The sequence below is a fragment of the Psychrosphaera sp. HA2-10 genome (assembly GCF_055693745.1).
On sequence record NZ_CM146341.1, the window covers coordinates 1454697 to 1469615 of the forward strand.

14 protein-coding genes are annotated in these 14919 nt (G+C 38.8%); 3 read left to right on the forward strand and 11 right to left on the reverse strand.

Annotated features, from left to right (window positions below):
- Positions 1-11: 11 nt before the first annotated feature.
- The 3 genes from pheS to ACZ1GV_RS06635 all read right to left on the reverse strand — a co-directional run bounded on the left by pheS (position 12) and on the right by ACZ1GV_RS06635 (position 3073).
- Positions 12-992: a phenylalanine--tRNA ligase subunit alpha gene (pheS, locus tag ACZ1GV_RS06625; protein WP_210559417.1), complete on the reverse strand. Its 981-nt coding sequence runs from the start codon at positions 990-992 to the stop codon at positions 12-14.
- Positions 993-1196: 204 nt separating this feature from the next.
- Positions 1197-1889: a DnaA regulatory inactivator Hda gene (gene hda / locus ACZ1GV_RS06630; protein WP_210559416.1), complete on the reverse strand. Its 693-nt coding sequence runs from the start codon at positions 1887-1889 to the stop codon at positions 1197-1199.
- Positions 1889-3073: a DUF2066 domain-containing protein gene (locus tag ACZ1GV_RS06635; RefSeq protein ID WP_472675782.1), complete on the reverse strand. Its 1185-nt coding sequence runs from the start codon at positions 3071-3073 to the stop codon at positions 1889-1891. Before ACZ1GV_RS06635 ends, hda begins: the two co-directional genes overlap by 1 nt.
- Positions 3074-3237: 164 nt before the next feature.
- Between ACZ1GV_RS06635 and ACZ1GV_RS06640 the strand changes: the two genes are divergently transcribed.
- Genes ACZ1GV_RS06640 through ACZ1GV_RS06650 form a run of 3 tightly spaced genes read left to right on the forward strand, consistent with a single transcriptional unit; the run spans position 3238 to position 5826 of the window.
- Positions 3238-3609 (forward strand): histidine triad nucleotide-binding protein, encoded by a 372-nt coding sequence (locus ACZ1GV_RS06640; protein ID WP_472675783.1) that lies wholly within the window; start codon positions 3238-3240, stop codon positions 3607-3609.
- 3 nt (positions 3610-3612) lie between these two features.
- Positions 3613-4221 (forward strand): tRNA-uridine aminocarboxypropyltransferase, encoded by a 609-nt coding sequence (locus ACZ1GV_RS06645; protein ID WP_472675784.1) that lies wholly within the window; start codon positions 3613-3615, stop codon positions 4219-4221.
- Between the two features lie 9 nt (positions 4222-4230).
- Positions 4231-5826 (forward strand): GMC family oxidoreductase, encoded by a 1596-nt coding sequence (locus ACZ1GV_RS06650; RefSeq protein ID WP_472675785.1) that lies wholly within the window; start codon positions 4231-4233, stop codon positions 5824-5826.
- Positions 5827-5855: 29 nt separating this feature from the next.
- On the opposite strand, the gene ACZ1GV_RS06655 is transcribed toward ACZ1GV_RS06650, so the two are convergent.
- The 8 genes from ACZ1GV_RS06655 to ACZ1GV_RS06690 are packed head-to-tail and all read right to left on the reverse strand — an operon-like array spanning position 5856 to position 14849.
- Entirely contained in the window at positions 5856-6776 is a 921-nt protein-coding gene (locus tag ACZ1GV_RS06655; protein ID WP_472675786.1) for a 2-hydroxyacid dehydrogenase, read from the reverse strand.
- Complete coding sequence (gene tcdA, locus ACZ1GV_RS06660) at positions 6773-7591, reverse strand: tRNA cyclic N6-threonylcarbamoyladenosine(37) synthase TcdA (protein ID WP_472675787.1); 819 nt, start codon at positions 7589-7591, stop codon at positions 6773-6775. The genes ACZ1GV_RS06655 and tcdA overlap by 4 nt, the downstream gene beginning before the upstream one ends.
- Positions 7591-8292 (reverse strand): TIGR01621 family pseudouridine synthase, encoded by a 702-nt coding sequence (locus tag ACZ1GV_RS06665; RefSeq protein ID WP_472675788.1) that lies wholly within the window; start codon positions 8290-8292, stop codon positions 7591-7593. Before ACZ1GV_RS06665 ends, tcdA begins: the two co-directional genes overlap by 1 nt.
- 43 nt (positions 8293-8335) lie before the next feature.
- Positions 8336-9133 (reverse strand): 3-deoxy-manno-octulosonate cytidylyltransferase, encoded by a 798-nt coding sequence (gene kdsB, locus ACZ1GV_RS06670; protein WP_472675789.1) that lies wholly within the window; start codon positions 9131-9133, stop codon positions 8336-8338.
- Between the two features lie 15 nt (positions 9134-9148).
- A complete protein-coding gene (locus ACZ1GV_RS06675) occupies positions 9149-9343 on the reverse strand; it encodes a Trm112 family protein (RefSeq protein WP_472675790.1) in 195 nt (64 codons plus the stop codon).
- Positions 9344-9364: 21 nt separating this feature from the next.
- The gene (gene lpxK / locus ACZ1GV_RS06680) at positions 9365-10399 is read right to left on the reverse strand and encodes a tetraacyldisaccharide 4'-kinase (protein ID WP_472675791.1); all 1035 of its coding nucleotides are present in this window, start codon (positions 10397-10399) and stop codon (positions 9365-9367) included.
- Positions 10400-12136 (reverse strand): lipid A export permease/ATP-binding protein MsbA, encoded by a 1737-nt coding sequence (gene msbA, locus ACZ1GV_RS06685; protein WP_472675792.1) that lies wholly within the window; start codon positions 12134-12136, stop codon positions 10400-10402.
- A 46-nt stretch (positions 12137-12182) separates the two neighbouring features.
- Positions 12183-14849 (reverse strand): DNA internalization-related competence protein ComEC/Rec2, encoded by a 2667-nt coding sequence (locus ACZ1GV_RS06690; protein ID WP_472675793.1) that lies wholly within the window; start codon positions 14847-14849, stop codon positions 12183-12185.
- Positions 14850-14919 lie beyond the last annotated feature (70 nt).

The following is a 14919-nucleotide window of genomic DNA, read 5'->3' on the forward strand; positions in this document are numbered from 1 at the left end:
TGGATGAACTCCTATTTAAACTGCTTTAAGAAACGAAGATCGTTTTCGAAGAAAGAACGTAAATCATTTACGCCATATCGCAACATGGTTAATCGCTCAACACCCATACCAAATGCAAAACCAGTATATTCTTCCGGGTCTATACCTACAGAACGTAAAACGTTCGGGTGAACCATGCCACAACCTAAGACTTCTAACCATTTACCATTTTTTCCCATAACATCTACTTCAGCCGAAGGTTCTGTGAATGGAAAATAAGAAGGACGGAAGCGAATTTGTAAATCTTCTTCAAAAAACTGATGTAAGAAGTCATGCAGTATGCCCTTAAGCTCAGCAAAACTTACGTTCTTATCAACCATTAAACCTTCAACTTGGTGAAACATTGGCGTATGTGTTTGGTCGTAATCATTACGATAGACTCGTCCCGGAGAAATTATTCTCAGCGGTGGTTTTTCTGTTTCCATAGTACGGATTTGAACGCCTGATGTTTGAGTTCGTAGAACCGTATCAGCAGTAAAGTAGAAGGTATCATGATCAGCACGAGCAGGATGATGCTCTGGAATATTTAGCGCATCAAAGTTATGAAAGCCATCTTCTACCTCTGGACCTTGTTTAACTTCAAAACCTAAGTCACCAAAAAATTGTTGAATTCGTTCTATTGTTCTATTTACTGGATGAATATTTCCAGGCTCAATACCACGACCAGCTTTAGTTACGTCAATTGTTTCTGCTGCTAGCTTTGCATTTAGTGCTTCGGCTTGCAGTGCTTCTCTGCGGACTGTTAATGCCTTTTGAACATCGCCTTTTGCAACATTGATAGCCTGACCAGCTTCTTTACGCTGTTCATGGTCCATTTTACCTAGGCTTTTAAGTAGCTCGGTAATTTTGCCTTTTTTACCTAGAAATTCTACGCGAACTTCTTCTAACGTTGCAATGTCGCTAGCGTTGTTGATGGCTTCTTTTGCTAAGCCAACTATTTCTTCTAAATTCATGGAACACTCTTTTCGGTCAATGACGTTCTGGTGAGATATGGATTACTATTTTCAGCCGTAAATACTAACGTAAATCAATTCAAGATTTTAGTTCTATTTGGCTAATTTTGGGGGATTTTCTTAAATATTTTGCGCTAAGGATTGCTTGTCACACTCTTGCGCTCAAAATTTAGACATTTTTACTATTATTCGAGCAATTATGCTTTAAATTCCTAGTACGTCTTTTACAAATGGCACTGTTACTACTCGTTTTCTAGCTATGCTTTGTTTGGCCATTGTATCAAGAGCCTGCATCAAAAATATCATATTTCTCGGTAGCCGGTTGATCATGAATTTAGCAACCTCTTCGGTCACCTCAAACTCCATCAAGTGCGCATGTTGTATAAGTGCTTCTATTTTTAATGCTTCTGTTAACTCAGGTAGCTGATATAAAGTACACCATTGTAATCTTGATGCTAAGTCAGGTAACGACAAAGCTAAATTCGCTGGAGTTTCGTGTCCCGCGAAGATAACGGTGGCTTTGTTTTGTAGCAGCGCGTTAAATAAATTAAATAAAGCAGTTTGCCATTCATGGTTATCAGCAACTAAGTGGATGTTATCTATACACACAACGTCAACCGAGTCTAACCCATCTATTAAGCCTGGCTCTGCAGCTAACACTTGTTCAAGCGGCAATAAAATACTGCTTTTACCTATCTCGTCGGCATAATGACAAGCCGCATTAAGTAAATGAGTACATCCAACGCCGTGTTGACCGGCCAAATAATGGGCGGTAAAGTCGTCAGAATCTATTGCTTGTTTTAGTTCTTTAACAACTAAGCCTGCGAGCCCTTCACTCTCTACAAAAGAGCTGAAGGTTTGAGTACTATTATAAGTAACTGGTAAAAGTAGCTGCATCAGTTTGCAACCCAGCGATAATAAAGCTCAGTTATTTGGGCATTTACTTTTTCTAAACTGCCATCATTACTGTTTTGATCTGTATATTCTTTTGTTAGTTGCTCTAGTTGCTGCTCAACAGAAAGCGCTACTTTTTCAACAGCGTTCGGAGACTGCTCTCGCTGAAAATTAGGTAGCAAAGACAAACCTTTAATAACGTCTAACCCTTGACCAGATAACCACAGAGTAAATCGAGCTTGATCAGCATTCACTTCGTGAAGGTAAACCTTCTTAACAGGCGGCAATTCCATCAAATAATTCTCTACCTTCTTTAGATCAATCATTGAGTTCAAGTTATTAATCGTAAACTCGATATTTTGCTGTTGTATTTTTTGGTTATTTATTGCGTATTGCCTGGCAAAGTAATCACCGACCTTGTTAACCATTTCTTTTAAAACAAAGAATTGCTCTCCGTTAAATGTACTTTTATCTAAAAACTGGCGTCCTTTAAAAAGACTGTAATCAATTAACCAACCGCTTTTATACTCTGGTTCTTTAAAATTATCGACAGCCCTTAATCGCGCCATAACAAAATATTCTGCATCATATCTTGCCGTCGCATTGCTTACAACACCGTCAAATTTAGCCCAAATATCTGATGTGAAAACTGCTTGTTTATCCTTTTCGTCCATATCCGGAATGACACTGGGTAGCCCGCGGTTTTCAGCACTTTGTAATATGACCTCGGAGATTTGTGGATAATCAGTTGAGTTAACGATACGACGAGTTATGCCTTCTTCAACCACTAACCATATTGCAACTCTAGGGCGACGTTGCCCCCAAATTGCCGCACCAACATTACGAATTAGCTGATCAATTTTTGTTTGATCAAACTTATCAATTAAAAATGTTCTGTTTTGGCTATCTGTATCGAATGTAAATGACTTTATATAATTCGCCGTCTTCACTCTAACTTCATACTGAACGGTTTTATTTTCCAGTATCTCTCGCGAGCCGGTAACTTTGGTTAAGACTTGCTCTATAGCCCAACGATGTGCTTTTACACGAGTTGCTTGAGACTTGTCTGTAACCAAAATCTTACCAGTGTAAAGGTCTTTGACTTCGTCAGCCGTGGCTATGCCAGAAAAAGCAAAGAGTAAAACTACAATGATAAATTGGGTTATTTTGGTCACTTGAAAATTCACAATAAATGGCAGTCCTTAGTATTAGATGGCAATCATACCCAATTAAACTATACAAAAAAACAGTAACGTAAATAAATACACATTTACATAAGAGTATTGTTGCGTCGTTTGTGTTTGATTAGTAAAGTTTTGCAATATATTAAATTTTGGGACACCTACTTACAATGTCAGAACCAACTATATTCGACAAAATTATTAGTAAAGAAATACCGGCAACTGTTATATACGAAGATGATGAAGTGCTCGCTTTTAATGACATAAATCCGCAAGCGCCAATACATTTTTTAGTAATCCCTAAAATACAAATACGAACGATAAATGACATAACTGTAGAACACGCAGCGTTGGTGGGAAAGCTCTATGTTGCAGCAGCAAATATAGCTAAAGAAATGGGTTTTTCAGACTCTGGTTACCGATGTGTGATGAATTGTAATAATGATGGCGGTCAAACTGTATATCACATTCATCTACATGTATTAGCGGGCAAGGCAATGGGTTGGCCTCCATATCAAGAAACGCTAAAGAGCAAGGGATAACCCTTGAAAAGACAGCGCTGCGATAATTGTTATAATCCCCTGCAAACTTGTATTTGCAAATTCATTACGACAACAAATCATCAAACATCTATCGTGATCATTCAGTGTGACAAGGAAGGTCATCACGCTAAGAATACGGCACGCTTATTACCTAAGTTATCCAATAATATAAAGATAATTCACGAATCAGATGAACCGTCATTAGCAGAGCTTAAGTCTACTGCTATAAAAATGCTAAAAACAGCTTTACTGTTTCCATCGGAAACGGCAATAGCTATAAACGAGTTCAAAAAAACCGATGAAGACTCAATTCAACAGCTTATCGTTATAGATGGAACATGGCGTAAAGCAAAAAAGCTAATCCTGACTCAAAAATGGCTTGCCAGCTTACCTCAGGTTTCTTTGTCACAGCATTATGAAAGTCAATATGCTATAAGGAAAACGACTGTAGATAATGGATTATCAACGCTCGAAGCTGTTGCCTACGCGTTAGCAGAAATCGAAGGTCAATCCTTGTCTAATTTGACACCTTTTTTTACATTGCTTGAAGGGATAAACACTATGTTTATTCAACACATGCCCGCCGATATTAAACAAAGATACAAAGAATAGGAAAAAACTTTGAAAAGTGATTTTGATTTTATTGTTATAGGTGGGGGTTCAGCGGGATCTGTATTAGCAGCGCGACTTTCTGAAGATAAGTCGTTTTCGGTCTTATTGTTAGAAGCTGGTAATGACGACACAAGTCCTTTTATCAAAATGCCTGCGGGTGCTGTAACTATGGTGCCAACCAGTTACAATAACTGGGCCTTTGAAACGACGCCTCAAACTAGTCTAAACAACCGCATTGGCTATCAACCAAGAGGAAAAGTACTTGGTGGTAGTAGCGCTATAAATGCGATGATTTATGCACGCGGGCACCAACACGACTATGACGACTGGAAATCACTTGATTGGGGTTGGGATAGTGTATTACCGTATTTTTTAAAATCAGAAAACAATCAAAACATCACCAACAGCTTACACAACTCTTCCGGACCTTTGTTCGTATCTGACTCTAATTCTAACCATCCGATCGCTGATGCTTTTGTACAGGCCGGTATTGCCTGCGGATATAAACACTGTGATGATTTTAATGGCGAAGATCAAGAAGGAATGGGACGTTACCAAGTCACTCAGTATAATGGCCAGCGTTACAGCTCAGCTCGAGCTTATTTAGAACCTATTCGCTATAGAGCTAATTTACACATTAAAACCAAAGCTAATGTCGCTAAGTTAATTATAAAAGAAGGGAAATGTGTAGGCGTTGAAACTATCCAAGGAGATAAACTGTACGCGAGCAAAGAAGTACTCGTTTGTGCAGGTGCGATTAAATCTCCACAATTATTAATGTTGTCTGGCATTGGCGATTGCAACGAACTTGAAAATTTCGGTATAAAACCTATTCACAACCTAATTGGCGTAGGAAAAAACCTGCAAGACCACCCAGACTATGTAAGTTGTTTTTCATCCCCACGTACCGATCTTTTTGGTGTTTCTGTTCCCGGCGCTTTTAACATGCTTAAACAGACCTTTAGATATTTCAGTAACGGTACGGGCTTATTTACCAGTAATTTTGCTGAAACTGGTGGCTTTTTGAAAACAGAACCCCATTTAGAGCGCCCAGATATACAGTTCCATTTTGTAGTTGCAACGGTTAAAGATCACGCTCGGGATTGGCGAACCAGCCTAAAACATGGTTTTAGTAACCATACCTGTGTATTGCGACCTAAAAGCGTTGGTAGCATTAAACTAGCCAGTGCTGATCCTAATCAGGCCCCAAAAATAGACCCTAACTTTTTATCTCATCCAGACGATTTAACGACAATGTTAAAGGGTGTAAAAATTGCAAACTCAATTTTGCAGCACCCTATCATGCAACAATTTAAACCAGACTCGATCAATAACGATCAAAATCTTGCTGACGAGCAGTTAATTGAAAGTATAAGAAATGGAACCGACAGCGTATATCACCCTATTGGTACCTGTAAGATGGGTTTAAATACAGATAAAGATGCGGTTGTAAATTCTAAATTAGAGGTATTTGGTATTGAAGGTCTGCGTGTTGTTGATGCATCAATTTTTCCCAATCTAATTGGTGGAAATACAAATGCACCTACCATTATGGTGGCAGAGCGATGTGCAGATTTTATTAAAACTAAATGGCACAAACGATAAAGGAATCTGAGATAAAACTAAGCGCGACGCTAGTAGCCGCGATTTTTATCAATTGTGTTTGTCATTAACTGACCAGACATTACTCTATTATAGTTAGCAACAACTTGATCAACAGCAGTGTTGATATTAGTTACCGCTGATATGTGTGGAGTTATAGTTAAATTTGGTGTGCGCCAGTAAGGATGAGTTTCAGGTAAAGGTTCAATATCAAAGACATCAAGATATGCAGCCGCAATCTCTTTGTCATACAAGGCCTCAATAAGATCTTGCTCAACAACATGCCCGCCTCTTGCCACATTAATTAAAACAGCATCAGTTTTCATTTTATGCAACACGTGTCGATTGATAATTCCTTTGGTCGATGCCGTCAACGGAAGCAAGCAAACTAAATAATCAGACTCAGCAATAACTTTGTCAAAACCTACGAGTCCAGTAACACTATCGACTCCTGGTATTTCTTTTATCGAGTTGCTCCACCCTGTTACAGTAAATCCACAATTACTGAGTGCATGACATACTGCCTGCCCTAATTGCCCTAACCCTAACACACCAACGATTTTTCCTTTACGTAATCCTCTGGGTTTCCACATTGCCATTGTTTGTTGCTTAGCAAACATATCAAGCCTAAGGCGATAAGAGTTAATTAATGTCACCACGTAGTTGGTCATGTTAAGCGCAAGATCTTCGTCAACAATTCGCGCAATAGGAACTTCCGGTAATTCACTATCACTTAAAATCGAATCAACACCTGCGCCAAACGAGGAAATTCCTTTTAAGTTCGATAAGTCCGATAGACTTCCAGGTTGATGCTTCCATACTAATGCAAATTTAATAGACTCAGGGGACGTTATATTTGGCCAAACTTGAATTTCTGATGTCGGAATATGTTGTTCCAGCTTTGCTAACAGCGAGTCAACATTTCGGTTTGGAATGTTAATTAATAAACTCATTTTGCGCTATCCATTTTCTGCCGTGCTTTTTTTGAGAGTAGCTTGTCGATGGCCTTAGATGCTGCAAAAAAACCAAAGGTTCCGGTCACCATTGTGGCTGCACCAAAACCCATATTGCAATCAAGCCTAGTCGAGCCTTCGGTCATTGTTTTTGCAGCACATACGGTTCCATCAAGCTGCGGATAACGCAATTGCTCAGTGCTGTAAACACAATCAATAGAAAACTTGCGTTTTGGGTTTTTGCTAAAGTTAAAATCTCGTCTTAGTTGATTTCTTACTCTTGATAACAAAGGATCATGAGTTGTTTTTGCTAAGTCACCATATTGAATTTGACTCGGATCGAGCTGTCCACCGGCACCACCTGTGACAACGATTGACATTTTGTTTCGCTTACAATGGGCAATCAACGCTGTTTTTGCTGCAATACTATCAATTGCATCAATGACTACGTCAAATTTTGGGTCGGCTTTAGTTCCAAAAATTTCAAACAGATTGTCTGATGTCACAAAGTCTTCAACGCAGATTATGTCGCAATCTGGGTTTATTAATTTAATACGCTCGGCCATAACATCAACCTTTGCCCTACCTATTGAAGACGATAAAGCGTGTATTTGACGGTTCGTATTAGTAGTACAAATGTCGTCTAAATCTATGAGTGTTAATTTACCAATCCCTGTTCGAGCCAGCGCTTCTGCTGCCCATGTTCCAACGCCACCAATGCCAACTACACAAATGTGCGCTTGTTGAAGCCACAAACCTTGTTCCGAGCCATACAGTCTAGAAATTCCACCAAAGCGAGTATTGTAGTCACTCATTAATCATTTACTCTCAATTTTGTTCCGGGCCATTTAGTCGTTATTGCGGTTTCAGCCACCCGCAGGATATGCTCAGCAGCAGAGATAAAATATTTACCTTCTTGTGGCATACAAACCACTGAAATTGATTCGTTTTTATAATCAAAGTCTAATCGAACTGCATGTAAATAGCCTCTATCACTTTGTTGACCACCATATAACTCGTCACCTAATATTGCAGAGGATAAGCTTTTAAGGGCAACGCGAATTTGATGGGTTTTACCACTCTCCGGTTTAATTAAAAACAACCTCAAACCTGGTATATCTGACGCCATCGAATAGCTAAAAAAACGAGTAATAGCTGGATTAACTTTACTGTTTAGCAGTCGCCATTGCGAGCGTCTCGACTTTTCCATATCACCAATTACACTACCTTGCTTTTTTTTAGGTTTGTTCGCAGAAATTGCAATGTAAAACTTAGAGATGATGTGTGTTGAAAATGCTTTTTGGAACCAATCGGCTGCGTTCTTATTTCGAGCTAATATTAATAAACCAGAGGTGATTTTGTCTAATCGATGAACTGGATATAAGATTTCACCAAAATGCTTACAACATTGATTAAAAAACCCACTACCTAGCTCACCCTCATCATGAAAACCTACATCCGCAGGTTTATTAACAACATAAAAGTCTAAGTGTGTGAATACAGTATTGATTACCAAAAGTTTTCCTATATCAATTATTACCCAACAATACGATCGCTGGTTACTGCTGTTTAAGGCTAGCGACTAAACGTCTGACCTGCTCAAGATCTTCAGGTGTGTCTACGCCTGCCGGTGGCGGCTCAATGGCTAAGTCAACGTGAATGTTGTGGCCTTGCCATAGTACGCGTAATTGCTCCAACGACTCAATTTGCTCTAGCTGTGAGGTTGGCCAACTAATATATTCCTGAATAAAACCCGCAGTATAAGCGTATATACCTATATGACGAAGATAGGGAAATCTCAATTCTGGGTTTGCGGTGGCCGAGAACTGATCTCGGTCATACGGTAACGCAGAGCGAGAGAATGTAAGCGCTAAGCCATTTTTGTCAGTTACCACTTTGACCACATTTGGATTAGATAACTCGTTAAAAGAGCATATGCTTTCTGCTAGTGTCGCCATACCTACGTTTTGTGTTTGTAACTTTATTAAATTGGCAGCTAACTGTTTAATATTAACCGCAGGGATCATTGGCTCATCGCCCTGAACGTTAACAATAATGGTATCCGCGGCAAACTTATATTGCTTTACAACCTCAGCTAATCGCTCTGTACCAGACTCATGTGATTTAGAAGTCATACAGACCTCGCCACCAAAAGCTTTAACCGCTGAGTACACTCGTTCGTCGTCAGTTGCTACGATAACTTGTTCTGCGCCAGATGCTACTCCACGTTCATAAACCCATTGAACCATAGGACGATTATCAATCATTGCAAGGGGTTTACCCGGTAATCGAGTTGAATCGTAACGAGCTGGAATTACAACTACAAACTTACCGCTTTGAGTCATTTCGTTGTTCATAAATGCCTATTTACGTTATTTGTATTGTTCAATTTCGTCAAATGTCAGCTGGCGTGCTTCACCTTCTAACATTACCGGGATATCTTCATTTATTGAGTACGCGATTCTGTCGACTTTACAAACCAACTCATTGCTCTCCTGTGCATAATGCAGTTGCGATTTACAAATTGGACAAGCAATAATATTTAAAAGTTTTTTATCAAAAGCCATAACATATTCCGTTAATTATATTTATTTGTTGAGTGTTTTTGAGGTTAATAATCTAAGTTTGTCCGATAACACTTGCTCTAATGACTTAGAGATAATGGCATCAATGGGTAATACAAACCAATTAGACTGGGCAAACTTGCGACACTTAACCGCATCTTTTTCTGTCATTAATACGATTTCGTCATCTGACTGAGTTAACATAAGATTATCAAAGTCGGCTTTTGTAAAATTATGGTGATCGGGATACCAATGTTCACTGATCACATTTAAGCCTGATTTTATCGCCGTATCTTTGAATCTCTGAGGGTTGCCAATGCCTGATACTAGATGAACTTTTCTGTGCTCATCGCTCAACGCCGTTTTATCGCCCGTTAAAATTTGAATCACATTTGTTGCCGCTAATCGATAATCATATTCGAGTTCAGAAGTAACATCACTTTCAGCAATAAAACCCGAATTTACTACTGAAATATCCACAGAAGCAAGACGAGATTCAGACTCTCTTAATGGCCCCATAGGCAGTAAAAAGCCGTTGCCAAACTTGCGAGCACCATCAATTAGTACAATCTCGATGTCTCTGGACATTTTATAGTGCTGTAACCCATCATCGGAAATAATAATATCAACACCGCTTATTTGTGACGCATATTTAACCGCAACTTTCCTGTTGGCATCAATAACTACAGGGCACCCCGTACGCATTGCCAATAAACTTGGTTCATCGCCAGTTAAACTTGGGTCACTAATTAAATTTACAAGTCTTGGGAAGCTGGGCCCCAATTTAGAAGCTCCATAGCCACGACTTACAATAGCGGGTGAATAACCGTGCTTTTTTAAAAGTTCCACCAAATAGATAACGAATGGTGTTTTACCTGTGCCTCCAACCGTAATGTTACCCACTACGATCACAGGCAACGAACTATCGGCTTTAGCTAAATCCTTGTCTTTGTAACGCCAACGTCGCAACGTAGTAATTAACCAAAACAGTAGCGTGAATGGAAGTAATAACCATATCCATTTTTTATTTGTATACCAAGCGTGCTCAATATTACTCACTTACTCATCACCAAACTGTAATTGATGCAACGCTGCATACGCGCCACCTTTTATCAAAAGATCTGAATGAGTGCCTTGTTCAATAATTTGGCCTTTATCCATCACTACTATTTGATCAGCATTTTCAATTGTCGATAAGCGATGGGCAATAACGATACTTGTTCGGTTGGTCATTAAGTTTTGCATTGCGTCTTGAATTGCTCGCTCAGACTCAGTGTCTAAGGCGGATGTTGCTTCATCTAAAATTAAAATAGGTGCATTGCGTAAAATCGCTCTCGCAATAGCAATACGTTGGCGCTGACCGCCTGATAAAAGCACACCATTTTCTCCAACTTCAGTATCCAACCCATTTTCCATTTGGTCGGTAAACTCAAGCACGTGCGCTAGCTTTGCCGCATGTTCAATCTCATCTCTAGTAACGCGTGACGAGCCGTAAGCAATATTATTTGCGATACTATCGTTAAACAGAACAACCTGCTGTGAAACAATGGCGATGTGTGATCGTAAGTTTTTAAGCTCATAATCATTAACGTTCAGGCCATCTAAGGTGATTTCACCTTCTTGCGGAAAATAGTAACGCGGTACGAAATTGGATATCGTTGTCTTACCACTACCGGAGCGACCAACAAGAGCCACAGTCTTGCCTGGCTTGATATCTAGAGTAAAATTATTGATAACCTTTTTATCTGTACCAGGATAGGCAAAGCTCAAATTCGAGAATGCTAAGTGACCATCAATCTTTTCTTTTATCGCTGTACCCGTATTGAGTTCAGACTCAACATCTAATACTTCAAAAACACTTTTTGCCGCGGTAAGCCCACGCTGAAATTCACTATTTACTGTGGTTAACATTTTAAGCGGTCGAAGTAACATCATCATCGACGATAAAACAACAGAAAAAGTGCCTGGCGATAAGCTATCCAGCATTTCTGGTTGGGCTGATAAATATAAAACCGCGGCTAAAGCAAAAGATGCAATAACCTGAATAGAAGATACGCTTAAGGTTTTTGTAACAACCATTTTCATTCGTTGCTGACGGTTATGATTATTAACATCAAAAAAGGATTTAGTTTCTTTTTCTTGACCACCAAACGCTAAAATAACCTTGTGACCCGATAACATTTGTTCTGATTGACGGGTTACGTTACCCATGGCTGACTGAATCTTTTTTGATATTACTCTAAAACGTTTGGTGACATAACTAACAATAAATGCGACCACTGGTACTAAAATTAAAATAGCAATAGATAGTTTCCAGCTGTGATAAAACATTACAGCAAGCAACCCTATTACCATAGCGCCTTCTCTTACTAACGTCATCAACGCTCGACTACAAGCGTTTTCAATTTGTTCAGTATCAAACGTGATTTTTGAGATCAAACTACCGTTTGACTCAGTATCGTGATAACTCACCGGTAAAGCTAACATCTTTTCGTAAAGCTCTTGACGCAACTTCATGACAATATTTGAGCCGACCCAACCGAGTCCAAACGTGGCCATATAATTAAACACGCCTCGTAGTATAAATACTACGATAACAAACAAAGGCGCAGCAGCGAGCACTTCACTATTTTTTGCGGTGATCCCTTCATCGATAAAAGTTTGTATTTCCGAAATAAAAAGTACATCTATTCCCGCGTAACCCAGCATACCAACAAGAGCTAACACAAAACCCATAGCGTATGGTTTTATATAACCTGCAAGTCTTTTAAACGTCGTTGAGTAATTTTCTTCCAAAGTACAGTCCAGTGCTTCATTTTAATATCAAATAATTAGCCTAATTCTACCGTATTTGTCCATGAATGCTAAAAGGATTTTGCTTTTTCCAAAAAGGGCTCCACTTATTTAACGTTTCTTTAACGACAAACGTGCTTTTATCGGAATCAAACTTAATCGTTAATTGCCCGGATCTAGCAGTATTAAATTGCCGCATCATGTAACGCTCATATCTTGACATTACCTGTTCTGACGGCATGCCAAAACGGTTGTTTACACCACTACTATAAATAACAACTTTGGGCGCAACAGCATAGATAAAAGGTTTAGAAGAACTATGACGACTGCCGTGATGAGGAACAATAAGTATGTCAGCGGTTAAATCTAAAGAGCCTGCATAATAGGCATCAACCAATACTCGCTCAACTTTATGACTTATGTCACCAGTGATTAGTATCTTCGTGCCTGTCGATGTTTCCGTAATTAATACAACACAACTACGATCATTACGCGATAATATCGGCCAAACCTCTTGTAAATATGGCCATTGAGTTTGACTAGGCCAAAGTATATCAAATGTTATCTCTGGCCAATTTGTAATGGCTGGCAAATCATCAAAATTGTCACAATCATCAAACTTTGGTTTATAGCCCGCTTTAATAAGTGCATTGGCGTCGCCAATATGGTCAGCATCAAGATGCGTTAATATAACTTGATCAATGGTCTTAATTCCTTGGCGTTGCACTGTCGGAACAATTACCGACTCCGTTGCACTAAATCCATTATTAAATAATGGACCAAGGTCAAAAAGAATTGTGCTTCTAAGAGGTAATCTGCCTCTGTGCATATTACCAGCTGTTATCATCATTGCGCTCCCTTGCCCGACGTCAAAAATAGTTATTTCTGAGCTTGAGTCTAGTTGAGCTTTTTTATTGGATTGCGTGTTTGTCTTTTGGTCAATAACTGACATATCTTTTAATAAAAATTGAGCGACGACTAAACACAAACACGTAAGCGCTATATAAATTGATTTGTTATTAATACTATAAATTTGACCCACATTTTTTTTAGCTTTGAGATCAGTTGTGGCGATAGTTTTGATGGCCAGCAAAACGTAAACAGAAATTGGAGAAGCCAGTTTAAACAAGCAAAGCAGTATTAATGGCGCCGATATAATGAGTACAATAACGAGTTGAAATGTACTATCCGACCCTGACCACCAACTTTTATAAAGCTGCAAATAAATAAAAGCATCAAACATCGTAACCAACGCCAAATCTGCCAAACTGTAAAATAGTGCAGCCATTGGTTCACTTATAGATATAAAGAAAGCACCGAACGCAACTAAAGGCATAATAACGGTGGCAAATATTGGACTAAATAAAAGATTGGTTATTACCGAAAATGTGCCAACCCCACCAAAAAACCAAAAGATTATGGGTAACATCCATACAAATATAAACACCTGAAATAAAGTAATGTATAAAATTAAGTTAATAAGATATTTGTACAAGACATGTAGTTTAAAGGTGTACTGTAATCGAACAAACCTGACGAATACTAAAATACCCAAAACTGCATAAAAACTTAACCACCAGGACGAATTAAGAAACGACCAAGGTTCAAAAATTACCGATATCGTCGCCACCGCTAAAAGTACATTAAATGGCTCAAAAGTACTTCTTGTGTAACGAATTAATAGATAAATAGTAATTGCAGAGGCTGCTCTAACAGCAGAAGGGATGGCACCAATGAGAATAACATATCCCCATATGAGGCTTATCGAAATAACGCTTTGAAGTATGTACGGAGTTGTATTTTGTGTTGGAATAACGGTGCCTACAAATCTGTATGCTCTAAACAGAGCCAAACTAGCCGTTAGATAAACAAAACGTATAAGCAGATAAACTAAGCCGTATAACAAACCAATATGTAAACCTGAAATAGCTAAAAAATGACCAAGCCCTAGGCTATTAATGCGTTGTTTTTTTTCTAGACTAATTAGTTGTTTGTCACCTGTAGTAAGCGCTAGGATTAAGTCGTTGTGAAATAAATGGGCTTGCTTTGATAATGCCATTACTTTATTTGTGATGATTTGCCGTTGGTCTATATCTACAGTGTTATCAGTATCAACTACGATGTCGTCTTGTATGGTTCCTTTCGCATTAATGCGTTGCGCAAATAACCACTTTCGCTGATTAAATCCATAACTATTTTCATAACCCCAAATGGACTTCAATATGGCGTTAAAGCTTACAATCGTTCCCATGCCCACTTTGCTAACGCATCGTATAGGTTTGTCATACCAGCTCAATCGTATAATTTGTTCTGATTGCAACCAACTTACCGGTTTGCCATTAACCTCTACTATTCGGACATCCATCGTGCCCGAAGTTGGCACGTCGTCGTCTTTTGAACAAGGCAAGTCAATAACTACGTTTAAAACCTTACCTTTGATTGAAACAGGCGGCCCATAGTCTAACAAAGGCCCTATTGGGCCGAGCTGGAAAAACCATGTGCTAGTCAATGATTGCCATAAAACACCAAAACACAAAGCGATTATTAAACTAAAAACAGATTTAGATTTTTTTTTGCACCTAATGTAATTACGACAAACAACAACAGCAAGAATGCATATAATTAAAATTAATGTTACTTCACTCGCGGATAACAACCTTGGACTGAACAAAAACAGGCCACAACCGATTAAAAAACCCGCGAACCATTTGTTCAATTATAATTCCTTAACTAATGTGTTAATTCTCTAATTACAAAATCCTAAATTTAATGTAACTTAGCGACTC